Raw genomic sequence first — 25,488 nt, 5'->3', positions numbered from 1 at the left:
ATTCTCAACACCTCGTAATGGTATGATCACTTAAGTAGAATAACTTGCTATCGCTTGATTGATCCGCTCTCTTGCCTCTAAGAGCCATGTTCCCTGATCCCTCGGGTATACAGAGAAGGTCAACGATGTACTCAGACCCTCTTCCATAATGGCTATCGTTGCTTTCTTGCCAATTTTCTGCTCAAGTAATTCTAGTGCGCGCAAATCCTGCAACCCTTCATATAGAACTTCCAGTCGAATGGATTCAATCGGGCCTTCTTCTCCCGGATAGACCAAGTAGGCATCTCCTGAGGGAAATGCATGCTCAGCGTCAGTCGTACGATAAGGGTCCAGCTGCTGATTCAATGAATATTGCGAGTACCAAAAGTTATAACCCCAATGCAAGAAGCCCTGTAATCCGAATTTATACAATTGAAACCCGATTATACGATTTCTAGCAGATGGCATGTTGAAAAACCGGTTGGATACTTGTTCACCTTGAGCGCAGCAATAGTACGTCCAAAGGTCTGGAACCTGATGTTCTAAGAACGGTTCAATATGCGTATTCGCAGGAATCGGCCTTTTCACCAGGCCCTGTTCATACAACTCCAATTCGGACAAAGCGTCCATGATCGGATAACTTGATAAATGTTTATAAATGATCTCACTTGCAGCTCGGTACGATTCCAAATGTTCCTCTCCTGGTTCATCTGAAATATGGAACCAGCTTTGCTGGTCTATTCCCTGCTCTTTCAAATATTGATCTAAGCAAGGTAAAAATTGATCCAAGAAACTACGGTATTCCGCCGAGGATGCGTCCGTATCCCAGCCGAATAGTTGCTGATCTTCACCTTGAATGGTTACCATTATTTTTGGTGCACATTTTGCACCCCATTGAGTAAATAAATGAGAGAACTCAAAGTATTTGAAGCCAAGTCGGCGGCACATCGATACCCAACGAGTAAGCAGATCAAATCCGAATTCATAACGATCTCCCGCTTTAGTCACGGAAATCAATTGAACGGTTGGACGTACTCCACCAATGGCTGTATCCAAAGGCGGTGTAAACAACGGAGTTAAGATCATGTTCATGCCATGCTTAACCATCGTATCTGCATAACGTTCTATAAGGGCCCAATGTGCTTCACTAAATACTTCGACACCATACTTTGTAGCAAGACAATCCACATGGAACCATTCCGTATGAATTAACTGTTGCGGCGGTAGTGTTGCAGGGATAACGGTTAACTCGAATACATCCGATTCACCTAACATCTGCCCTTCAGATGATTGGAAGAGGACCTGAATAGAGCGAAGCCCCGTATTCATTGTTTCATCCAAGGTTATCGTCACCCATAAAGATCGCCATTGTCCCGGGATCGATGAAATAGATTGTTGATCCAGCGTATACAATGGATCTGGATATAATCCCGGCGTAGTTCTTAGCACATCGTCATCATGATTTTTGAAACAAGGCATTTCTGAGGGAACAAGTCCAACGGATCTTATACATATTAGATCTGGAAGAGATGACTTTATCTCTACTTTAATATTCTTTAGAAGTGTATCTGAGGTATAAGCGATTTGGAACGAAAATGTTTCTCCGACAAGTGCGGTTGCACTGTGATAGGATTCATGATTCGGCACTTCATCAGCAAATACCTTAACCAACGAACTTAATAACATCGTCTGAAATGGCTGCGGGGCATTCATCGTTGCTTCACCTCTTCATCATTACAGACACTTTGTGCAAATTCTTTCAGATCAATACTGTTACCCTCGATGCGAGATTGCTCTGCTGCAAAAGCCATAAGGTGACTTTGAACGGAATGATTTGCTGATGTAAGACCTTGAATCTTCCCTTCCGCTCGAACCAGCTTAACAAAATCTTTGATTAACCCCATATCACCGCCGCCATGACCAACATGACCACCTGCATTCTCGAACGAGATTCTCTCTACCTTACCGCTGCCAAAATGGATCACTTCAATTTCATTCTTCTCCATCGCACCGCGAATTTCTCCCGTGGTACCCATCAGCTTGAGGGTACGACTTACATCTTTGGTAAACGCACTCATTGTAAAAGCTATAGTTACGGAATTAGCGAATTCTAGATTTACCACTTGATGGTCGACGACATCATTATCACAATGATAGACACATCGTCCATAAGGTCCTTCCTGAAGAGCATTCAGGCGGGCTTCATAGCTTGGATCATCGCTAATTGCCGATGTAGGCCAATCCGTATCCTCCGTCAAATATTGATTAGGAGCATAATAGAGACATTTATCTGCTGCTGGGCATCCATCTGTGCAACGTAGCGGGGCTCCTTCCGGTGCTTCACTAGATTTGAAATGGGACAGTGAGCCGAAGGAAGACACTCGAACACATTCTGAATCTGTCAACCAGGAAAGAATGTCCAGATCATGACAGGACTTAGCGAGAATCATCGGACTGGACTCATCCTTTTTGCGCCAATTCCCTCTTACGAAGCTATGAGCTTGATGCCAGTAACCCACGTTCTCATTATGTTGAATAGACATCAATTTTCCGATCGCACCACTTTCCAGTAGTTCCTTGATCGTAGAGAAGAAATTGGTATATCTCAATACATGGCATATCGAGAAGACACGATTCACTTTAGAGGCCATTTCCCCCATAAGTACACATTCCTTGGCATCAGGGGACATCGGTTTTTCTAATAGTACATGATACCCTGCCTCCAGTGCTTTCATTGTTGGCACATAATGCTGATTGTCTTGGGTACAGATAAATACCGCATCTGCTACTTTCGGGGAGGCAAAAAAATCATCCCAATGGGTAAAGCACATATCATCAGCCAGCTTATGTCTTGCCTTAAATTTATTTCTCCGCTTCGCATTCGGCTCTGCAACAGCTACAACTTGAAGCTCATTGGGGTGCTGAATCGCATATTCTGAATAATTAATTCCTCGCAGGCCCGCTCCAATTAAAGCAACAGTAACTTTCTTCATCGCAATCTGCTCCTTCATATGAGACTTTATGCTATGTCTTTACTCTATTTCTTTATTCTTTAACACTACCAACCGTCATTCCTTTTACGAAATACCTTTGTAAGAATGGATACACTACCATAATTGGCAATGCGCCCATGAATATTTGCGCTGTTCGGATCGTCTTCTCACTCAGGTTCTCCATCACCTTGAGCTGCTCAATGGACATCGATGACATCTGGGCATTGATAGACATAATCAAGGTAGAAAGATAGGTCTGTAGTGGATAGTGCTCAGGTGAATTCAGGTAAAGGATACCGTCAAACCAAGCGTTCCAATGCCCAACTATGGTGAATAACCCAATCGTTGCGATGGATGGAAGGGATATCGGTAAATAAATTTGCCAAAGTACTCTCCAATGTCCGGCACCATCAATCGTAGCCGCTTCATCCAATTCTCTTGGAATAGATCTGAAGAAGTTAAGCATCAGAACCATATTCCAAACATTCAATGCACCTGGTAAGATAAGTGCCCAAATGGAATCGATTAAGCCTGTATTCTTCACTACGATATACGTCGGAATTAAGCCGCCTCCAAAAAACATCGTAATCGCGAATATCCATACATATACGGTTCTAAATTTAAACTGATCATTCGATTTGGAAAGCGGAAAAGCAGTAATAAATACTAGGAACAAGTTAACTACTGAACCGAGCACTACTCGTTTTACGGAGACTCCCAAGGAACGAAAGAACTCTACCTTTTCTCCTAAATATACATAAGCATCCCAGGAAAAGCCGACGGGCCAAAGCTTCACTTCTCCAGCCATCGCAGCTGTATTCGAGCTAAGTGAGATGGAGAGTAAGTGTACAAATGGGATAATGCCGAGTATGGTAATGAAAGTTAACAACAGCGTATTGAACACGATAAATAACTTTCTGCTGAATGATTGTTTATGTAGCACCATCTCCACCTCCTAGAATATGCGGTAATTGTTAAATTTGTAAGCTGCATAGTAAGTTGTTGATACCATAAATAAAGATATTATCGATTTAAAGAGACCCACTGCTGCCGCAGGTCCAAATTGTTGGCTGAACATCCCCAATCGATAGACAAATGTATCTATTATATCTGCGCCTGCATATACAGTCGGGTTATACATAATCAATATCTGCTCAAAACCTGCGTTAAGAATACCACCGAGACCTAATACACTAAGTAAAATAATAATCGGTGCTATACCTGGAAGCGTAATGTTAAGCATTTGCTTCCATTTCCCTGCACCATCTACCTCTGCCGCTTCATACAGCGTCGCATTAATTCCTGTGATGGCAGCAAGCATGATGATCATATTGTAGCCCATGCCTTTCCAGACATCCGAGCCAATGATAATCCCCCGGAACCAACCATTATCAAGCATGAACATGATAGGTTCTAAGCCCATAGCGGAAATTAAGCCATTAATAGGTCCATTGAGAGAGAATAATTCAATAATGACACCCCCAAGGACAGTCCATGAAAGGAAGAACGGGAGGAAAATGGCGGATTGAATAAAACCTGCGAACCATTTCTTAGTAAGCTCATTTAATAATAGAGCTAGAATGAGCGGGACAAGCAGAGACAATACCATTTTGATGATAGCTATGACTAGCGTATTCCAAAGTACTTGCTTGAAATCCGGTAAATTAAATACATAACGGAAGTTATCTAATCCCACAAAATCGGATTTAAAAAAACCGGATAACGGCTCAAACTGTTGAAACGCCATAACCAGGCCGGCCATCGGTCCGTAGGCATAAATCAGTGTAACAATCACACCCGGTATTAACATGATATGAAGCGGATATTCTTTCTTCAGTGATTTCATAGATGCCCTCCTCACCAACTTACTCATTTTAAAACGGGAGGTGAGTCGGCTCACCCGACTCACCTCACCCGCTTTCTTGTCCCTATGATTTATTTCGTAGCTTCCGTGCTATACCATTCATTGACCTCATCGATAATTTCATTACCGCCAAGTGCCTTCCAGCTATCCACGAATTTATCGAAATCATCAAGAGAACCACCCATGATAATCTTGGTAAAGGACTCTTGCATCAACTTATCCAGCTGACCGCCCTTTTCCACTACTGTTGGTGTAGGAAGACCGTAAAACTCGTTGTATACAAATTGTTGATTTTCTTTAATTTGTCGTGTTAAGCCCCAGCCACCGTCTTTTGCAGCCCGGCTATAATATTGACCCCAGTTTACACCTTTGGTAGCGTTAGATGTGTCGCCTGCCAGGAAGTCCTTAGTCGCTTTGAAAGTATCCGCAACGGTCTTATAATTTGCATCGTCTATTGTAATTTCAGTCTGATTAGCATCGAGCGCTTTGTTTACTTCCCTGTAAATCGTATCAATATCAACAGGGTTGGCAATCCGTGGGTTAAACCAGTTGTATACATAGCCATCTGCCGCTTTGTTCTTATCCTTGTATTTCTTATTACCAACTTCGATGTAGAAATTGAGCATCTTAATCGCTGCTTCTGGGTTCTTCATCTTTTTGTTCACAACGAAAATTTTGTTGCTGCGGATTTTTGGAACGAGTGATTTAGCTGGACCATCAATCCCTGGAAGCTGAATTGCAATCCAATCCGCCTTTGGATCTTTGTCTACGCTGGAGTTAAGCGGCCAGTTCGGATACCACCACTCTCCGTAGGAAATACCCACTTTACCTGCAGTCAGATCTTCTACAGCCTTATTCTCATCCTTTAGTGCAAACTCTTTATCAATAATTCCATCTTTATACCATGCTTGTAGCTTACCAAGTGCAGTCTTCACTTCAGGCTGAATCAATCCCGGTAACAATTTGTCATCGCCGCCTTTAATCCAAGCCGATTGTTTATCACCAACGGAAGGATAAGCACCGAATCCATTAAAGAAACCTCTGACATCAAATCCCCAAAAGAAGAGATTCTTTTGCATGGCGATACCATAGGTGTCATTCTTACCATTCTGATCTGGATCATTATGTGTGAATGCTTGTGCAACTTTCTCAAGCTCATCGATCGTCTTCGGTGCCTGTAAACCTAGATTATTAAGCCAATCTTGACGAATCCATAGCAGCTGCGTGGATAAGAAGGGATCTTCAAATGCAGGAATACCTAATTGCTTACCATCCGCACTGAACGTTTTCATCGCGAATCCACCATCTGAGTCCATATAAGCCTTAAGAGCTGGTGACGCATATTGTGCATAAGCATCTGTCAGATCAGCAAGCATATCTTGCTTTTTAAGTTTCTCATAGTTCTTCTGATCAACTTCTATCACATCGGGTAGATCCCCCGATGCCATGGCAAGCGAGAACTTCTGCTCAAACTGGGCAGAGGGAACGGTCCATTTGTATTTCACTTCAATATTCATCATCTCTTTGAGATCTTTCAGGTAGGCATTTTGTTCCGGTGTTATTCCGCTTGGAGTTCTTGGATCTTCTGGTGGATTATATCCTAGTATTTCTGTAACAGTGACCGTTTCCGGGTATTTCCCTAGTGGATCAGGTGCTGTGGCGCTGTCTGTCGCACTATTCGTAGTCTCATCCTTAGGCGTAGATGGTGCATTCGCATTTCCATTCCCTTGACTTCCACATGCTGACAATAATGAAAGAATCATCGTTACTGACAAAATCATTTTCCATGGTCTCATTTTTTTCATCTGAACGCTTCCCCCCTTTGTTTGCTGCAATTCTTGTTGTTAATCAGTGTTCCTAGTTATTATTTTAGTCACAGAGGAAACCGCTTTCAATTTCACTTTTTTTACATCACTTTCACTTTATTTACTTATTTTGAATTTCGATAATCCTGTGGAGATAAACCCATTTTGCGTTTGAAGAATGTTGTAAAGTAGGATGGTGATTCAAAACCGACCCGGATGGCGATTTCATTTAATTTCAGAGTTGTATTCTTCATCAGCTGCAGAGCAACATGCAGCTTCGTCGACTGGATATACTCTAATAAATTTTGACCTGTCGTCTGTTTATAATAACGAGATAAATAGGACGGATTAAGATGCACCTCTGCAGCAATTGAGGTAAGCGATAAATCTCCAGATAGGTTCTCCTGCACAAACTGGTGAATTTGTTCGATGATTAGCGTCTTGAAATCTTCCTGCTCGATTCCTCCAGCTTTGTGCATCGTATCCTCAAGTTGACTTAGTTTCTCAAGGTCTAAGATAAGCATGTGCTGACCTAATAAAGCTCTCTTAAGAATCATAGAGCGCACTGCTTCAACTTGAAGATGGATTGATTCCCAATGGTTAAGTAAATCCCCCGATATTCCGAATGAAACGCAGACACTTAGCAGCTCATCACACTCATTCTGTACAGGCTCTAATATCCCTCTCATATAAGCAACGATTCCAGGCCAATTCACCCCTTGATCTGGATAGCCACTACGAAAGCGATTCAGCAACCCTTCATCTGGTTGAAGCAGCCATATGAATACACGATCATCATAAATCACTTCTTCACATGCAATAGATGTAGGCAGGTGATCATGGAAAATACGCTGAACAGACGGAGGCATTTTAAATTTAGGATCATCTAGTCGATCCAAGATACCAACAAGAAAGAACGAAGGACGATCTAATGCAATGCCGAACTCTACATCCTTGTAACGTACATTATTGAGTATAGAAGTAATAGACTCCCCGCTCAGCACCCGCTCCATCAGCTCTTTCTTTAGGAAGGAACTAGCGATTTGATAGTGCATTTGTGCCTTCTCCAATTGAAGTCTACGACGGTTCTCCTCGTCTAGCTTGTCGATTGCTGCCTTCACAGCTTGGAAAATAGGTTCAATTCCTTCCGTTTTCAGAATGTAATTGTCCACATTCTTACGAATCGCTTCGTATACATAATCAAATTCACTGTATCCTGTAAGGAAAATCACTCGGCATAATGGCCAATAATAGACGATTTCGTCCACGAGCTGGAGACCATTCTTCTGAGGCATACGAATATCGCTAACCAAAATATCCAATTTCGTTTTCTTAGCAATTTCAAGAGCTTCGCTTGAGGAGTAAGCTTTTCGTATATCCAGTTCAAATTCTGAGTTATCCTGAAACAGTTGGACTAATCCATTCACAATCACAGGCTCGTCATCTACGATTAGTAATCTATACATAATCACACTTCCTTGCTCTCATATTTAACTATCAGTTCTACCCTCAATCCTCCATATTTGCTGCGTGAGACAAACAAGCCACTATCTGGTCCGTACTTCAATTGGAGTCTATTATTAACGTTGATTAATCCCGTCTTCTCAACTTGTTTCAGACCCATCGCAAGTTTCTTCTGCAAGTACTCTATTTCCTCATCTTTTAAAAGATTGCCGTTATCTTCAATTGTGATAATTACTATTCCCTCTTCGCATTCGGCACCAATATAGACAACCCCTTGTCGGGAGTCGTCTTCGAAAGCATGCTCGAACACATTCTCAACAATCGGCTGAATAATCAGCCTTGGTACTAAAATCGCATTCGCCAAAACGGGTATTTCTTCATATTCGAAAGAAATACGATTCGAGAAGCGAATACACTGAATTTCACAATAATCAAGCGCATGCTGATACTCCTTAAAGAAAGCCACCTCGTCCGATCCACTTCTTGTGATGTATTGGTAGTAGCTCCCTAGCTTTTGTGAGAGCTCAGCCGCACTATCGGAATCTCCTACTTTACACATCATGTAAATATTAAAGAAGCTGTTATAGAGAAAATGCGGGTTAATCTGTGACTGCAATTGCTTCAACTGCGAATGCTGCAGGGCAATCTTCTGTTCATAATTTTCCTCAATAGAACGCTTAAGTCTAGAAGCCATGCGATTAAAACTATTAAATATATAGTAAAACTCATCTTTGGTCTTTGACTCGATGACTAAATCAAGATTATCCGTTTCTACCATACGGAATGTCTTAACCAATTTGGATAAGGGCCTATGAATCATTAGATTTACCGAATAAGAATAAAGTATCATTACCACAATAGCGATGACGAAAGAGGCATATAGTAGTGTATTAAATTGGCTTAAAGGCCTTGTGATTTCATTCTGATTCACGTACATAATCAAGGATAGATTCAAAGAACTGATAAAGTTATGGGCAATAAAGTAACTTTTACCGTTCACCTTGTTTATTTCTGGGATATCGGAATTAAACTGATCCTGTTTGGTGATGAGTCTAAGGACCTCAGTAGATACTAACTGATCGTCTGTAGTAGATAGAATATTGCCCAGCTCATTACTTCCCAGAAATACCTCCGATTCTTGATATAAGGTTGCGATTTGATTTAGTGCCTCCAATAGCTTACCTTTTGAGATTTCAATATACGACCAAAGCTCCGCATTATCTCCTGTTTCTATAAGGAAAATCGCATCACCGCTCCGATAGAATGAAGGCTTCTGCTTAACGTTAAGTAACGAGGAAATTTTCTCGTACTCCATATTAGGAATAGACGTGATCCCCGTCTTACCAGAGATCGTTTTTCCCAGAGACTTAATATATACCCCGGCGTTAACCACATATTCGCTTGAGGCAATGATCCGATTCAATAGATCTTCAGCATTACCGATTAATTCTACCTCTTCATACTTTTCTAAACTTTCGCCTCGGAAACTAAGCTTCTGTATGTTTTTATCTTCTTGGAATTGTAATTGTTGATTGCGGATGAAATATATCTCTTTATCCAGTTGCTTGGAATAGAATGACGCCCCAGCCAGGGATGAGTCCAAAATCGTATTTTTGGTGAATGACATCCCCTTATAATTCACCCAAATATTCATCGATATGAGCGGAATCAAAAAGACGATAAATACGATGACAACTTTCTGATAGACGAACCATTTTACTTTTCCCGTAGCCAGCAGCTTCATTCTCTACCTCCGTATCTACTCATTTTGAGCCCTTAAAGCTATAAAAAAGACCCGTAAAGTAGTCCTTTCCTCAAGGGAGGATTTTACGGGTAATGACTATTCTTTTAATTATAGATAAACATCATCATGTCATGCTAAGAAGACTTTCATCCCATCATAGGAAATGATGAAATTCTCCTCTGCTGTATTCTTAACTAAAGTATCATGCAACTCTGCGCTGTAGTGAGAGAAATGAGTCAGAATAAATGATGTACTAGTATCACAACTATTTTGGTCAAGCAAACGTTCTCTTACAATCCGACAACCGGAGATCCCCATATGATAATCATATCTATCCTCTAGCCCATAATTACAATCCAGACTAACAACGTCCAGATGCTTATCACGTAGATAATTGAAGGTTTCATCACTGAATATACCACTATCATTGCCGTATAAGAATCTTGTGTTATTCTGCTCAAGTAGATAGATAAAGCTATGTTCATCCGGCTTGTGATGGGCTGGCAATGCGGTTACTGTCACTTCTCCTAGAGTGAAGGGCATGAAAGACTGTATGATATGAAACTCGTAAAAAGGATCTTCAATCGTATCGGTTCCATAATCATAGCGAAGAGCTGACTTCATCGTTTCTTCTACCGTTTCATTTCCGTAAATATGCAGTTTTTTTCCACTCTCCTGCAGCTGACAATACCAATGTTCATGCCTCATCATGAGCTCCGCTGCTGCAAAATGATCCGTATGCGAATGTGTAACAATCAAATGATTAACTTTCCCCAAATCCAATTTGTAACGAAGCTTATTCATATACATGTCAGGTGAGAAATCCAGCAGCAAATCAGAGTTAATAAGCGCTCCTGTACGAGCGCGAATATTCTTGCCACCAAGCTCCATCGCCATAGAGCAACGTTCACATTGACAAAATAAAGCTGGATAACCCTCGCTTGCTCCAGTTCCTAAATACATAAATTCCATGGTATCATCTCCCAGCGCATTTTATGATAGCGCTTACTAATTAGTAAAAAAAAGATATATGCTAAATAGTGTCGCTGGCGCTACATTACGAATAATGAGTGAAAATCCCATTTTCGTCAAGGTTCACTTCGTTGGGAGTTGGGTAGTAAGTGAAGAAGGTTATGAAACGAGTAGCCATAGACCAAAAAAAAGCAAGGCTCCTCCAATAACAGGAGGAGCCTTGCTCCGTTGACTTTTATCCTATGGGTGTTGAGTGCCGGGACAGCACCCTTATCATTACGATATATTAATTACTTCGTTTAAATCTTCGAGCTAACACAAATCCCACAAGAACTAGACCTCCACCTACTAAGTAAATAGGAAGTGCACTGTCTTCTCCCGTTTTCGGAAGCTCTGTTGGTTTATTGCTGTTATCCCCTGGTTCTTTCACAGTACCTGTCGGTACTTCCTCGACATCAATCTCGATCTCGATCTCTTCTTCATTTCCATTCTCATCTGTCACAATGATCGTGAACTTGTCTTTGCCAATGAAGCCTGGATCTGGTGTATAAATCCACTTGCCATCTTTAGTAATTGTCACCTTACCATGATCTGGCTTATCACTAATACTTGGTAATCCACCGAGTGGGATTTCACCTTCAAGAGGAATGTCCTCATCTGTAGTCAGTTTCTCTACAGGTGGCGTCACTTTCGGAACAACAGGCGTGCTAGTTGGCACCGCCGTGATAACCGGTGTTGCTGTTACTGTTGGTGTCACAGTTGGCGTTGCCACCACTGGTGTTGGGGATGGAGTAGCAGTAACGATTACTCCCGGTATTGACGTCGGGGTCGACACAGGGAAAATTGGATTGTCTGGCGTCGACGTAGGTGTTACTGTCGACACAGGTGTTTCCGTCGGTGTTGTTGTCGGCGTTGCCGTCGGTGCTGTTGTTGGTGCTGTTGTTGGTGCTGTTGTTGGCGCTGTTGTTGGTGCTGTTGTTGGCGCTGTTGTTGGTGCTGTTGTTGGCGTCACTATCTTTTGATTCGTTACAGTCATATCTGTAACTGTTGTTGAACTAAATTTCACCTCATATTTATTTGCATCCTTGATATATCCAATAGGTGCCGTTTTTTCTTGCAAGAAGTATTTACCAGGCCGGAGATCTTTAAATACTGTTTTACCGTCTTTATCTGTCGGAATAGATGTGCTAAATAAAACCTCTTCCGATCCAGACACGCGATATAAATTGAAGATAGCTCCTTCAAGAACTTTACTATTATCTGCTGCATCTACTTTCTTGACAGCTAATTCTTTTCTAGTCCCTTGTCCAATTCCACTGGAATCCGAAAATACTACAGTTACACTTGATTCTTTGGATTGGGTTTCCGTTTGGGATCCATTACCACTAAATTTAACAGAGTTACTAATTTTCCCACCATTTTTCGCCTCTAAAATTATAGAGTCATACTTCAAAATAAAAGGTTTCTCAATCGTTTTATTGAACTTCAATTTAAATTGCTCTGCACCTGTCTTGTCATCCTTTGTAAATTCAAGCGTATAATCCTTGTCCGCTCCTTGAATGAGTGCTGGACCAGATTCATTGACTGTGCCATCCTTTAAAATTGTTGTCGGCAGCAACCGGAATGACTCCGGCAAGAACATTTGATTAGCGTCCGGATTATCAATGATTTGTGCATCTTCTACAAGAGATTGGTTATAGTTGATCTTTAAAGTCCAATTTAGTTTTGTCTCATTTTTAGGGTCCTGTACTCCTGACTTGGTAACATATTGATCATTTTTACCACCGTTTGGAATGCTAACTTCACTTTTCAAATCTTTTGATACAGGCACACCATTGTCAGACAGCTTAGCTGTATTGTAAATCGTTCCATTCTCGACCACTTGATCCTTTAAGCTGGTGCTGAATTTAATCAAATAAGGCTTAGCAATTTTTTCATTAAAGCTTATTTTCAACAATTTAGTCGTTTTATTGTAATCTACAGAATATAGTTTGGGATTAGAGCTGGCAGTAACAGTGACTTCTTTTCCAACTTTAGGGTTACCACTGCTTTCTATCGAAAGTTCATAAACCTTTATAGATCCCTCTATCAACTGCTGTTTATCTTCTAAGGTATCAACAAGCACAGCTTTATCAAGCTCTTTGCTATTGTAGTTAATCCCTATTTCCCAAGAAATCTCTTTGGTTTGAGCGTCATAGGAACCGTTTTTGTAGCCATTATTCTTTGCTTTTGAATCAGGATAGAATGTATCCTCAACCGTGATGGTTTTCGTTTCTGTAGGATTGGACGGGTCATTCCATACAACAGAAGCTCTATTCAAAAATTTCACTTCGTTCTTAACCCAATCATATACAGTCCCGTTACTATTCTTCAACCAATCATTATTGAAATACGTTTTGTAAGTAATTGTATAAGTCTTATCTATTGATGAGTTGAATTTCACGGTAAAACCTTCTGTAGGTTTTGAATCATCAAGAGTATACATAGAAGAGTCCACTAGTTTACCGCTATCATCTTTGATAACAAACCCAACATCAGTAAATTTCAAACCTCTGTTAGGGAAGGTATCCGTAATCACTACATTATTCATTACTTTTTTATCACTATTAATTTTTATTGTCCAGCTTATAGTTTTATCAGCGTAATTAGCCTGTCCAACCTTCTTGGAGATAATATCTTGATTAAGTGTCCCGCTCGCAGGCTTGTCATTAGTAACACCATTAACTATAGTAGTAACAGTATTTGAAACCTTTGTTGCTTCTTCGATGCGATCTTTCGCCCGGGTCTGATACTCGATCTTGTAAGCATTCGAAATATTATTATTAAATGATAATTCGAAATTTTTCAGCCCTGCTTTCGGAGTTAAAGTATTCTCAGATACTGTGTAGTCAGTTACTAAAACTTTATCAGGATTATCTTTAGACTTAGTGAAATCTAATTTATATACCTTCAGAGAGCCAGGTACAAACTGTTGAGAGTCCGTATAATAATCGAACAATTTGGCATCTGCTTTAGAGATCGATTTTTCACCATAATTGTACTCAATCGCCCAATAAGTGTCCTGTGTCACGGAATTATAACTGAGAAAAGATTTCTTCAATAATGCTCCATGATTAAGAGATACACTTGCATTATCTGAAAAAGGTCCTGTATTATTCCCCTTGAAAGTTGCCGTGTTTACAAAAGTGGTTTTAGTATCATCAATAACATCCGTAACGTATTCAATACGGTATGCTTCCGTAATAGGTGTATTAATATCAGGGGTAATAAACTTTACCTCTAGGGTGTTCCCCACTAGAGTTGCAGAATATTGACTATTGTTTAAAGGAGCACCCGGAGATACAGTACCGTTTAACGCTACATTAAGCTTACTGACCTTGATATCACTTATATCAGTTAAAGCTAAACCCGTAGGGATTACATCAGTTACAGCAGCTCCATATACACTATCCATAACTTTGTTCACATCAACAGTCCATTTAATCTGTTTGGCATTATAATTTCCTTGATTAGTGCCTACCGCAACTCCATCTTTGTCAATAGTAGAACTAACCTCAGGTTTAAATTGGACTGTAAACTCCTGCTCTGCACCACCATTTATCGGAAACTTAATCGTATAGGGTATAGTATCCGTAAACTTTGTTGTGTCAAATCGAGTCTCCACTTCAATTGCACCTTTGACATCGAAATATTCTCCGACTTCACCGGTGAATGTTAAGGTAACTTTGTTAGGACTCCCTTTTATAATGTCGTAATGCCCCAGTTCTTGCCCTTCAATCATAATCTTTTTATTCAAAAAGTCTTTCTCGAGCACAAACCCTTCTGGTAGTTCAAATGTAAAAGTATCACCTGCAACGTAATCACTTCCATCTGGAACCGCCCAGTTATAGTTCAACTTCACTGTGGAGCTCAGCTTGTAAACAGAATCTGTGACCTGTACCCCATTCTCATATACAGACATCGTCACACTTGTAATGATATTAGCACTGTTCTCAATCGCCTTTGCTTTGACCTGAGAATCGAAGCCAAAAGCATTGAAAAACTGCGTACTAAGAAGTATTACTACCATCCATAAACCAATTTTCTTTTTCCACATAAAACGAAAGTCCTCCTTCTTCCTATAAAAGTACTTACTCGACTATTTCTAAGTTGTTTGTTCTCCAAATACTTCAATAATCTCCCTTCGATTGTAATTTGCCGACATGAACAATTTCTGAACAGATCTGAAATTTCGCCAGAATTGGCTCAATTAGCAAATTTTTTGAATAACAAAAAAGCCCTTACAGTGAGTTCACTGTCAGGGCTTCCTCTAAGTATTAGTAAATTTCTGCACAATATAATTTCACTTATATACTTGCGTGGTCACGTTTGGTGTAAGTTTTACGCTTCTCTAGAAGCTTGTTAAGCGCATCAATATAAGCACGGGCACTCGCTTCCAGAATATCGGTGCTAAGTCCACGGCCCTGTGCAGCAACTTCACCCTGCGACAGTACTACATGAACCTCGCCCTGTGCATCTTTACCACGGGAGACGGATTTAATGGAATAGTCCCCAAGGGTAACTTCCTCACCCGTGGCTTTATCAATAGCATTGTAGATGGCATCTACCGAACCATTGCCTTCTGCCTCTGCTACAATAGGCTCCGCTTCCGGACCATCGATAATCACCTTGGCGGTTGGAACAGCTTTATTGCCGTAAGTTACGTAAATCGTCTGAAGTCTGAATACTTCTGGCGTATCAATTAGTTTCTCTTCAATCAATGCCAAAATATCTTCATCCGACACTTCTTTTTTCTTATCCGCCAAGTCCTTAAACCTTGAAAAAGCTGTATTAAGCTCTTCTTCAGATAAATCATACCCTAGATCACTTAACTTATCGCGGAAAGCATGGCGTCCAGAGTGCTTACCAAGTACCAGTTTGCTCTCTTTAAGTCCAATGGTCTCCGGTGTCATGATCTCATAAGTGGTTTTCTCTTTCAGCATTCCGTCCTGGTGAATACCCGATTCATGAGCAAATGCATTAGCTCCTACAATCGCCTTATTCCCTGGGACTACCATACCTGTCAACTTGCTGACCAAGCGACTTGTGCGAGAAATCTCAGACAAAGTTAAGGAAGTTTTTGCGCCAAAGAATTCAGCGCGTGTCTCCAGCGCCAATGCCACTTCTTCAATCGCTGTGTTCCCGGCACGTTCACCGATACCGTTGATCGTTCCTTCGATCTGATCTGCACCATTCTGAATCGCGGCTAACGTATTGGCCGTAGCCATGCCAAGGTCGTTATGACAATGAGCACTAAGCTGTACGCGTTCAATATCAGGCACATTTTCTTTTAGATATTTAAAGATAGCTCCGTACTCAGAAGGATTCAAATAACCTACAGTATCCGGGATATTAACAACATTAGCCCCTTCCCGGATAGCCATGCCGACCATTTCAGCCATGAAATCATACTCCGTACGGCCCGCGTCTTCTAATGAAAACTCGAGCTTAGGAAAATATTTCTTAGCGTATCGGATAGCAGACTGTGCAGTTTCCAACACCTGAGCCTTATCCATCCGTAGCTTATGCTGGCGGTGAATAGGAGATGTAGCTAGAAAAATATGAATACAAGGGTCCTGCGCTCCCTGTAGTGCTTCTTTTACAGCATCAATATCTGTCTCTCTAGAACGAGAAAGGCCGATTACCGTGACGTTCTTCACAGCTCTTGCCACCGCATTAACAGAAGCTAGATCACCTGGAGAAGCTGCAGGAAAACCCGCTTCCATGCGATCAATTCCCAGCTTCTCTAACTGGTAAGCGATCTCCACTTTCTCACGCGTGTTGAGGTTCACACCTGGTGACTGCTCTCCATCTCGCAGTGTCGTATCGAACACATAAATTTTCCGCATGCTAAGCACCTCCCAAAAATTGTGCTGAAACTCTCAAATGCGGCTCGCAAAGTCACGGCCGCATTTGAAGGTAATACTATTTAATCATAAGTATGATTATGATTATTTCTTAATCCAGTGCATCATTTCACGCAATTGGCTCCCTACAACTTCTACTGGGTGAGCAGCTTCGTTGCGGCGAGTAGCGGTAAGGAAAGCACGTCCGGATTGGTTCTCAAGGATAAAGTCACGAGCGAATTTACCTTCTTGAATATCTGTCAGAACAGCTTTCATAGCTTTTTTAGTATCTTCAGTTACAATGCGTGGTCCAGTTACATAGTCACCGTACTCAGCAGTGTTACTGATGGAATCGCGCATGCTGGACAATCCGCCTTCGTATACCATGTCAACGATCAGTTTCAATTCGTGCAGACATTCGAAGTAAGCCATTTCAGGAGCATAGCCTGCTTCTGTCAAAGTTTCGAATCCAGCTTTGATCAGTGCGGATACACCACCACAAAGTACTGCTTGTTCGCCGAACAAGTCGGTTTCGGTTTCTTCGCGGAAAGAAGTTTCGATAACTCCTGCACGTGTACAACCAATACCTTTTGCATAAGCAAGACCGATTTCTTTCGCTTTACCTGTTGCATCTTGTTCGATAGCAATCAAGCCAGGAACGCCAAAGCCTTCAACATAAGTACGACGAACCATGTGACCTGGAGATTTTGGTGCTACGAGCAGCACGTCCGCATCTTTAGGAGCAACGATTTGTCCGAAGTGTACGTTAAAGCCGTGGGAGAACATCAAAGCTGCGCCTTTTTTGAGGTTTGGTTCCACTTCATTTTTATATACGGATGCTTGAGTTTCATCTGGCATTAAGATTTGCACAACATCTGCACGGGATACTGCTTCAGCTACTGGCAATACTTCAAAACCGTCATTTTTCGCAGTTTCAAAAGATTTACCTTCACGAAGACCGATGACAACTTGAAGACCACTGTCACGTAGGTTTTGTGCTTGGGCATGTCCTTGGCTACCGTACCCGATTACCGCAATTGTCTTTCCTTTTAATACACTAAGTTCTGCATCCTGTTCATAGTACGTTGTAACTGCCATTGTCAATATCCTCCTTTAATTTGAGACCCATCATAAAGAGCGGGTGCTTCAAGAGAACTGGATTCGTCGATTAGATCAAGCTGCTCCTCAAGCTCCCGCTCTTTAGCGGGAATGTCATTCATATCATATCAGATTAATGCAATCAAGCAGTAATCCGTTAAAGTCGCAAAATAAACTATTTAAGAGTTGCCACGTACCATAGCCGTAACACCTGTGCGAGACAGCTCTCTGATTCCATAAGGCTTCAATAGCTCGATCATCGCGTCAATCTTTTGTGTCTCCCCAACTACCTGCACCAGTATAGTGGTGCTGCCGATATCGACAACTGAAGCACGGAAAGTCTCAACTACACCCAAAATTTCCGGACGCTCACTTGGATCAGCATTCACTTTAATCAGAGCCAGCTCGCGTGCAACCATTGGCTTAGCTCCAAGATCAACAACTTTGATAACATCAATTAGCTTATAGAGCTGCTTCTCGATTTGTTCAAGGGTATGCTGGTCGCCAAGAGTAACGATAACCATCCGGGATAATCCAACCTCTTCGGACTGGCCGACTGTAATACTCTCAATATTAAATCCACGGCGACCGAACAAGCCTGACACCCGCTGAAGCACACCTGGCTGGTCATTTACAAGTACAGAAATCGTATGTCTTGTCACTGTTATTCATCCCCCATCAGCATATGATCGATGGTTGAACCTTGAGTTACCATCGGGTAGACATTCTCGTCTTTTGGAACAACGAATTCTACCAATACTGGACCCGGTGTTTCCAGAGCTTTCTGCCATGCATCACGTGCTTCTTCCTTATTCGTCGCCCGTAGACCTTTTACACCATAGGCCTCAGCCAGCTTAACGAAATCCGGACTACCTGCAAGGTCTGTATAGCTATAACGTTTGTCATAGATAAGATTCTGCCATTGGCGAACCATTCCAAGCACTTGATTATTAATAACAACGATTTTGACAGGTATGTTGTTAATCGCACAAATCGCCAGCTCTTGGGAACACATTTGCATACCGCCATCCCCGTTAATCGATACTACCAACCGTTCAGGATGTGCCATTTGCGCACCGATAGCTGATGGGAATCCGAAGCCCATCGTTCCAAGACCACCTGAAGTAATCCATGAACGCGGATGATTGAACTTGTAATATTGTGCTGCCCACATTTGATGCTGGCCAACGTCCGTAGTAACAATCGCTTCACCATTAGTGGTGTCGTTAATCATTTCAATAACCCATTGTGGTTTAAGCTCTGTCTCCGAATCTTTATACCGAAGTGGCTGATCAAGCTTCGACTGCGCGATATGCGTTCTCCAAGCATCAGCCTTAGATGCACGGCCAACCTCAGGAATCAGCATTTCCAGTACAGTTTTTACATCTCCAACGATCGGAATATCAGGCGATACATTTTTTCCGATTTCTGCAGGATCGATATCGATATGCACGATCTTGGCTTTTGGCGCGAAGCCGTCCAGCCTACCCGTAACACGGTCATCGAAGCGGGCACCGATATTAATGAGCAAATCGCATTGCTGAATCGCATTGTTTGCGGTATATGTGCCATGCATACCTGGCATTCCCATCCAAAGCTCTTCAGCACTTGGGAAGGCTCCAAGTCCCAGCAAGGTTGTAGTTATTGGAATCTCTGTCCGTTTCACGAATTCGAACATAGCCTCATGTGCTCCGGAGTAGATAACTCCACCACCTGCAATGATAATCGGACGTTCAGCAACCTCAATCGCACGAACCAGTTTATCAAGCTGCAGTTTGTTTGGAACTGTACAAGGGTTGTAGCCACGAAGATTTACGGTCTTCACTGGTGTGAACAACGTCTTTGCTGCCGACACATCTTTCGGTATATCGATCAATACTGGACCTTTACGACCGGTATTCGCCACATGGAAAGCTTCATGTATTACGCGAGGGAGATCCTCAACATCTCTTACAAAGTAGCTGTGTTTAGTGATTGGCATCGTGATTCCAGTAATGTCTGCTTCCTGGAAAGCATCTGTACCGATCAGGCTTGAGAAAACGTTACCTGTGATTACGACCAATGGAGTGGAGTCCATATATGCTGTAGCAATACCTGTTACAAGGTTTGTTGCGCCAGGACCCGAGGTTGCGATACACACCCCTGGTTTGCCACTTGCTCTAGCGTAACCGTCAGCTGCATGAATCGCTCCTTGCTCATGACGTGTTAACACGTGATTGAAATCCGTAAAACCGTACAATGCATCATAAATGTACAATACAGCTCCACCTGGATATCCGAATACTGTGTCTACACCCTCCAATACAAGGCTGCGGAGTAGTATTTCCGAACCGGTAATAACTTCCGGCTCCATCCATTTTTCTTTTAGCTGCTCTGTAGACCGTAATTCCGGTATTTGCGCGCTCATCAGTATTCCTCCTCCGATATTTAACATTCATTATGCAAATGACGGACCGTCCTCTATACATCAGCAAATAGTTATTTATAAAACAAAAAAACCTTCCGCCTCCCACGCACAGTATTAGCGCGTGAGGGACGAAAGGTTGATCTTCCGTGGTACCACCCATGTTTGCATTACATCTCGCGATGCAACGCCTTATCAGGTATACAAAAATCCATCGATGTAGGCAAGGGCCCTAATCTCTGTAACCTGAAGTCCGTAACGCGGACTAAACGATTCCCCCTAATAATTCCACCACTCTAACCAGTGGACCTTTCAGGGAAACAGCTCCGAGGTGAGCTCGTATATAAGGGATTTCGGTGGAGGTTGCAGCAAATCCTCACACTCTCTGAGCAAAAGAGCCCTTAAAACTTCGTCCTCATCATTGCCGATACATGTATGTTCGTTAAAATGTTTAGACACATTATATGATTCCTATCACGGATAGTCAATACCCTTATTTTTAAAATCGTCACAACTCCTGCTTCTACGCTCTCGGAACGCCTGCCCCTCTCTCAACATATGATGTACGACAATGCGTGGAAAGGGGACGCTCTATGATTCGTTATCGTCGACCGAAGCAGGATGACGTTGTTATTTTTGATTTAATCGAGCGACAGCTCGTTCCATTATCTCATCTGCCACAAACTGAAATCACTAAAATCAAAAAGGATTTACCCCGTCGCCTAGGACACGGAATCACCCTTGTCACCTGTCCCGACTATGAAAGCGATCCAAACGGGTTTGTCCATTTCTTGCTGCATGGTGATTTACTCTACATCGATATGCTAGCCATTGCACCAGATGCTCGGCGAAAACACTTGGGAAATATGCTTATGGATCGGGCAGAAAGATTTGCACTTTCTCGCGGTTGCCATCGTTCTAAGGTATCCGTCGATCTAGGGAATGCAGCAGCGCTAGCCTTTTATCGAAAATTGGGCTACAGCGTAGCCCGTTATCAATCGCTAAGTTTTTGTTACGAGCTTGAGAAACGATTCTCCTAGCCAAAGCAGCACTTATCGGAACTCAAAAGAATCCAAAAGGTGAATATGGTGTGCCTCCGTACCCATAACCTCCATAAGGAGTTCCATATCCGTAACCGCCACCATAAGGTGTAGCTCCACCATAGCCTCCTCCATAGCCACCGCCATAACCTCCACCATAAGCATAAGGGGCAGTACCAATGGCGAGCAAATCAAACAACACTAATGGAATGATTGCTTTAGTTTGTACTTTTTTACCACTTACACGTTGTAAAATAAGACGATTTCCTGATACACGAAGCAGCTTTCCTGTAACCTGTGTGCCATCTTTTTTCACAGCGATGATCTGTTTACCTATGAGCCTCATAACCTGCTTTTTCGTAACTGGCTTAGTCATAATATCCCCTCCAAAAAGTTTTGCATGCCTCTGATTCCCACCATCTTCAAAACAGTTTATTCGCACAAAAGTACCTTCGCCTGTACACTTGCCCTTTACCTCTTAATGTTTATCCATATCGATCCTAACAAAAAAAGCCGTATCTCCGGAAAAGTCCGGAAATACGGCTTGATAATGATATAAGCAAAAAATCGAAAAGATCTAGCGTTTACCAGGATCGTAAGGCTGACCTAATGCCTTAGGAGCAGCGGAACGACCTACAGCACCTACCAATACAATGATCGTTAATACGTAAGGAATCATAAAGATAAACTCTTGTGGAATGTCCTTTGACCATTCAAACAATTGTACGTAGTTACGGATCGCTTGAGAGAATCCGAAGAATACAGCAGCGCCAAAGGCACCAAGCGGATTCCACTTACCAAAGATCATCGCTGCAATAGCGATAAAACCTTGACCTGAAATCGTATTATGTCCAAAGGTTCCAGTTGTAGTTAGAGTGATTGTAGCACCACCGATACCAGCCAGCAATCCACTCAGCATTACGCCGATATATCTCATCCGCTTCACCTTGACCCCTAAGGTGTCTGCAGCACTAGGATGTTCACCTACTGCGCGTAAACGCAGTCCAAATGGCGTTTTAAACAAAACGAAATAAATAACAATAACCAGCACAATGGCCAGATAAGTGGTCGGATAGGAATTAAATATCCCTTCACCGATCACCGGGATTTTGGAGAGTCCAGGAATTGAAACCTTGTTAAACCCATCGATTAGTGGAGTTTCAGCAGATCCATCAAACAGCAGCTTTACCATGTAGAGCGTACTGCCTGCGGCTAAAAAGTTAATAACCGTACCACTGATCGTCTGATCCGATTTAAAGGTAATAGCTGCAACTGCATGAATTAGTGAACCAATTACCCCGACGGCCATAGCACATAGTACGCCAATCCAAGGAGCCCATTCACCCATCCCAGCATCTTGAGCATAATAACCGCCCACTGCTGCGGCAAAAGCACCAAACATCATCAAACCTTCAAGTCCAATATTTACGACACCGGAGCGTTCAGAGAAGATGCCGCCAAGTGAGGCAAAAATAAGCGCTGTGGAAAAAACAAGCGTTGTATTAAGCAGTTGACCTAACGTCTGCAGATCCATCTATAACACCTTCTCTTTCTTGCGCTTGAAGTAAAAGGGCTTAAGCACCCAGCGCACAATCCCTTGTGCCGCAATAAAGAATATGATTGAACCTATAACGATACGAATAAGCTCTGGAGGAACATCTGCAGCAAAACTCATTCCTGCAGAACCATAAGTCAACGTACCATAGAGAATCGCAGCAAGAACAACACCAAGTGGATGTGTTAAACCAAGTAGAGCCACTGCGATACCATCAAAACCATATCCTGGTGATGCCGCGAACACAGATTGATAATGGAATACACCCAGTACCTCCCCTGCTCCGGCCAACCCTGCAAATACTCCACTTATGAACATTGCTTTTACAACGTTACGGCCAACATTCATACCTGCGTACTCGGCAGCATGAGGATTGTAACCAACAGCACGCATTTCATATCCTTGCTTAGTCTTCCATAAGTAGACATAGAAGAATACTGCTGCAGCAAGGGCAATAGCTGTTCCCCAGTGCAGACGTGCATTGTCAAATAACGAATTCAAGAACGTCATAGAAAGTGAAGCTGGAATATCCTCGGAACGATTCTGTCCCGGGAGTAAAAGAAATGCTCTTACAATATAATTCGACAAGTACAGAGCAACCCAGTTTAACATGATCGTGGTAATAACTTCATTAATCCCACGTTTGGCCTTCAAGTAGCCGGCGATACCAGCCCACAGACCTCCACATAACCCTGCTATAATAACAGCAAGCGGAACCAATATGAATCCTGGCAAGGCTGCAAATTTAATGCCCACCACGGTCGCAGCTGTCATACCAATCATCACTTGTCCGTCTGCCCCGATATTAAACATCCCTGAACGGAATGCAAAGGCTACGGCTAAACCAGTGAGCATTAATGGCGTCATTTCGCGCACGGCTTCACCAAAGTTGTACAAGTTACCAAATACACGTGAGAACAGTGCGGAGTAAGCAGTTATCGGATCATAACCACCCATAAGCATAACTATTGCTCCCACAAGAAAACCAAGTACGATGGCGACAAGAGGAACGATATAGCTGTCAGTTGTGAAGATTTTTTTGAACTTATTCAACTGCCTTACCTCCCCGCTTCAAGCTGCCTGCCATCATAAGACCCAGTTCCTGGTCATTCGTATCCTGCGGGAACACTTCACCGACAATTTTGCCTTCATAGATAACAGCAATTCTGTCTGATACATTCATAATCTCGTCCAATTCAAACGAAATGAGCAATACAGCTTTTCCTTGGTCACGCTGTGCGATAAGCTGCTTTTGAACAAACTCGATAGCCCCAACATCTAGACCGCGTGTTGGTTGTGCTGCAATAAGTAATGTCGGATCTTTATCTATTTCCCGAGCAATAATCGCTTTCTGTTGATTTCCGCCGGATAGAGAACGTGCTTTGGTCTGAATTGAAGGTGTACGCACATCAAATTGCTCCACAAGACCTTCAGCATATTTATCAATGACATCATTTTGCATAAAGCCATTTTTGTTATATGGACTCTTATAGTAAGTTTCCAGAACCATGTTCTCACTTACTGAGAAATCAAGCACCAAACCATGCTTATGACGGTCCTCTGGAATATGAGACACATTCATCTCCGTAATCTTACGCGGGGATAAATTAGCTATTTCGTTCCCGGACACCTGAATAGAACCAGAATCAATTTTACGCAGACCTGTAATGGCCTGAATCAGTTCACTCTGTCCATTGCCATCTACACCAGCTATTCCGAGAATTTCTCCGGCTTTCACATCAAAGCTAAGACCGTCCAGCACCGAGACACCGTCTTTACTCTTGCTGTTCACATCCTTCAGCTCGAGTACAGTTTTGCCAACCTCAGGAGCCTTCTTATCTACCTTGAAGGTTACGCCACGTCCAACCATCTTCTCAGCTAGTTCATTCGGATTAGTCTCTGCGGTATTTACGGTATCGATTACTTTTCCGCGTCTAATAATGGTGACCCGATCAGATATTTGCATAATTTCTTTTAGCTTATGCGTAATCAGGATAATAGATTTTCCCTCTGCAACAAGCCGCTTCATAATCGCCATCAATTCCGTAATTTCTTGAGGCGTAAGTACTGCAGTCGGCTCATCAAATATGAGAATATCCGCTCCGCGGTACAGGGTCTTCATAATTTCTACCCTTTGCTGCATACCTACAGAAATGTCATGAATAACGGCATTTGGATTCACTTGCAGGCCATATTGCTCCGATAGCTTCCGAACCTGTTCCGCAGCGGATTTATAGTCAATTTTAAGACCTTTCTTCGGCTCCATCCCAAGAACAATATTCTCGGTAACCGTAAAAGGTTCCACGAGCTTGAAATGCTGATGCACCATACCAATACCAAGCTCAATCGCTTTATTGGGATTATCAATTATAACCGGTTTCCCGTCGATTTCAATACTACCTTCGTCCGGTTGATACAATCCAAACACGATATTCATTAGGGTTGATTTACCTGCACCATTCTCACCGAGCAATGCAAGAATCTCACCCTTTTTTAAGGTCAAGCTAATGGAATCGTTAGCAACAATACCAGGAAATCGTTTTGTGATTTGCTTCAACTCTACGACAGGAGCCGCAGCACTCATGGAATCACCCTCATCACAGAATATATAACTACCATGCAGACACGGATGTACCGCCCTTTTCAAGACGGTATAACTGTGTCCAACTTATCATAACCAGTGCT

18 protein-coding genes are annotated in these 25,488 nt (G+C 42.3%); 1 reads left to right on the top strand and 17 read right to left on the bottom strand.

Features of this window, described 5'->3' with window-relative positions:
• Window positions 1-30 precede the first annotated feature (30 nt).
• The 13 genes from MHI27_RS06665 to ilvB all read right to left on the bottom strand — a co-directional run bounded on the left by MHI27_RS06665 (window position 31) and on the right by ilvB (window position 20,211).
• On the bottom strand, window positions 31-1,692 hold the full coding sequence (locus MHI27_RS06665; protein WP_405175874.1) for a DUF4091 domain-containing protein: 1,662 nt from the start codon (window positions 1,690-1,692) through the stop codon (window positions 31-33).
• A complete protein-coding gene (locus tag MHI27_RS06660) occupies window positions 1,689-2,972 on the bottom strand; it encodes a Gfo/Idh/MocA family protein (RefSeq protein ID WP_405175873.1) in 1,284 nt (427 codons plus the stop codon). Before MHI27_RS06660 ends, MHI27_RS06665 begins: the two co-directional genes overlap by 4 nt.
• A 52-nt stretch (window positions 2,973-3,024) precedes the next feature.
• Window positions 3,025-3,918, bottom strand: coding sequence for a carbohydrate ABC transporter permease (locus tag MHI27_RS06655; RefSeq protein ID WP_042125110.1), 894 nt, complete (start codon window positions 3,916-3,918; stop codon window positions 3,025-3,027).
• Between the two features lie 9 nt (window positions 3,919-3,927).
• A complete protein-coding gene (locus MHI27_RS06650) occupies window positions 3,928-4,818 on the bottom strand; it encodes a sugar ABC transporter permease (protein WP_042125108.1) in 891 nt (296 codons plus the stop codon).
• 89 nt (window positions 4,819-4,907) lie between these two features.
• On the bottom strand, window positions 4,908-6,641 hold the full coding sequence (locus tag MHI27_RS06645; RefSeq protein ID WP_405175872.1) for an extracellular solute-binding protein: 1,734 nt from the start codon (window positions 6,639-6,641) through the stop codon (window positions 4,908-4,910).
• A 125-nt stretch (window positions 6,642-6,766) separates the two neighbouring features.
• Window positions 6,767-8,107, bottom strand: coding sequence for a helix-turn-helix domain-containing protein (locus MHI27_RS06640; RefSeq protein ID WP_405175871.1), 1,341 nt, complete (start codon window positions 8,105-8,107; stop codon window positions 6,767-6,769).
• Between the two features lie 2 nt (window positions 8,108-8,109).
• Window positions 8,110-9,849: a sensor histidine kinase gene (locus MHI27_RS06635; protein WP_149645117.1), complete on the bottom strand. Its 1,740-nt coding sequence runs from the start codon at window positions 9,847-9,849 to the stop codon at window positions 8,110-8,112.
• A 129-nt stretch (window positions 9,850-9,978) separates the two neighbouring features.
• Entirely contained in the window at window positions 9,979-10,821 is an 843-nt protein-coding gene (locus tag MHI27_RS06630) for an MBL fold metallo-hydrolase (protein WP_076286339.1), read from the bottom strand.
• A gap of 286 nt (window positions 10,822-11,107) precedes the next feature.
• A complete protein-coding gene (locus tag MHI27_RS06625; RefSeq protein ID WP_405175870.1) occupies window positions 11,108-14,917 on the bottom strand; it encodes a collagen binding domain-containing protein in 3,810 nt (1,269 codons plus the stop codon).
• A gap of 250 nt (window positions 14,918-15,167) precedes the next feature.
• Window positions 15,168-16,709 carry a 2-isopropylmalate synthase gene (locus MHI27_RS06620; protein ID WP_042125095.1) on the bottom strand — a complete coding sequence of 514 codons (1,542 nt, stop codon included), beginning with the start codon at window positions 16,707-16,709 and terminating at the stop codon, window positions 15,168-15,170.
• A gap of 102 nt (window positions 16,710-16,811) precedes the next feature.
• Window positions 16,812-17,804: a ketol-acid reductoisomerase gene (gene ilvC / locus MHI27_RS06615; RefSeq protein ID WP_036679485.1), complete on the bottom strand. Its 993-nt coding sequence runs from the start codon at window positions 17,802-17,804 to the stop codon at window positions 16,812-16,814.
• 179 nt (window positions 17,805-17,983) lie between these two features.
• Complete coding sequence (gene ilvN / locus MHI27_RS06610) at window positions 17,984-18,472, bottom strand: acetolactate synthase small subunit (RefSeq protein WP_170880323.1); 489 nt, start codon at window positions 18,470-18,472, stop codon at window positions 17,984-17,986.
• Complete coding sequence (gene ilvB, locus MHI27_RS06605) at window positions 18,469-20,211, bottom strand: biosynthetic-type acetolactate synthase large subunit (RefSeq protein ID WP_042125091.1); 1,743 nt, start codon at window positions 20,209-20,211, stop codon at window positions 18,469-18,471. Before ilvB ends, ilvN begins: the two co-directional genes overlap by 4 nt.
• Window positions 20,212-20,801: 590 nt before the next feature.
• Here ilvB and MHI27_RS06600 point away from each other — a divergent pair.
• A complete protein-coding gene (locus MHI27_RS06600; protein ID WP_042125089.1) occupies window positions 20,802-21,248 on the top strand; it encodes an N-acetyltransferase in 447 nt (148 codons plus the stop codon).
• A 22-nt stretch (window positions 21,249-21,270) separates the two neighbouring features.
• Here MHI27_RS06600 and MHI27_RS06595 read toward each other — a convergent pair whose 3' ends face one another.
• The 4 genes from MHI27_RS06595 to MHI27_RS06580 form a co-directional block, all read right to left on the bottom strand.
• Window positions 21,271-21,624 carry a hypothetical protein gene (locus MHI27_RS06595; protein ID WP_042125087.1) on the bottom strand — a complete coding sequence of 118 codons (354 nt, stop codon included), beginning with the start codon at window positions 21,622-21,624 and terminating at the stop codon, window positions 21,271-21,273.
• Window positions 21,625-21,825: 201 nt separating this feature from the next.
• Window positions 21,826-22,782: an ABC transporter permease gene (locus MHI27_RS06590; RefSeq protein WP_042125085.1), complete on the bottom strand. Its 957-nt coding sequence runs from the start codon at window positions 22,780-22,782 to the stop codon at window positions 21,826-21,828.
• Window positions 22,783-23,856, bottom strand: coding sequence for an ABC transporter permease (locus tag MHI27_RS06585; RefSeq protein ID WP_042125082.1), 1,074 nt, complete (start codon window positions 23,854-23,856; stop codon window positions 22,783-22,785).
• Window positions 23,849-25,387: an ABC transporter ATP-binding protein gene (locus tag MHI27_RS06580; protein WP_042125080.1), complete on the bottom strand. Its 1,539-nt coding sequence runs from the start codon at window positions 25,385-25,387 to the stop codon at window positions 23,849-23,851. Before MHI27_RS06580 ends, MHI27_RS06585 begins: the two co-directional genes overlap by 8 nt.
• Window positions 25,388-25,488: the final 101 nt, after the last annotated feature.

The sequence above is a fragment of the Paenibacillus sp. FSL H8-0261 genome, assembly GCF_045040645.1.
In the GTDB taxonomy this organism is placed as follows: domain Bacteria; phylum Bacillota; class Bacilli; order Paenibacillales; family Paenibacillaceae; genus Paenibacillus_AQ.
The sequence above is the reverse complement of the archived record's forward strand: the minus strand, read 5'-3'. Positions and strand labels throughout refer to the sequence as shown.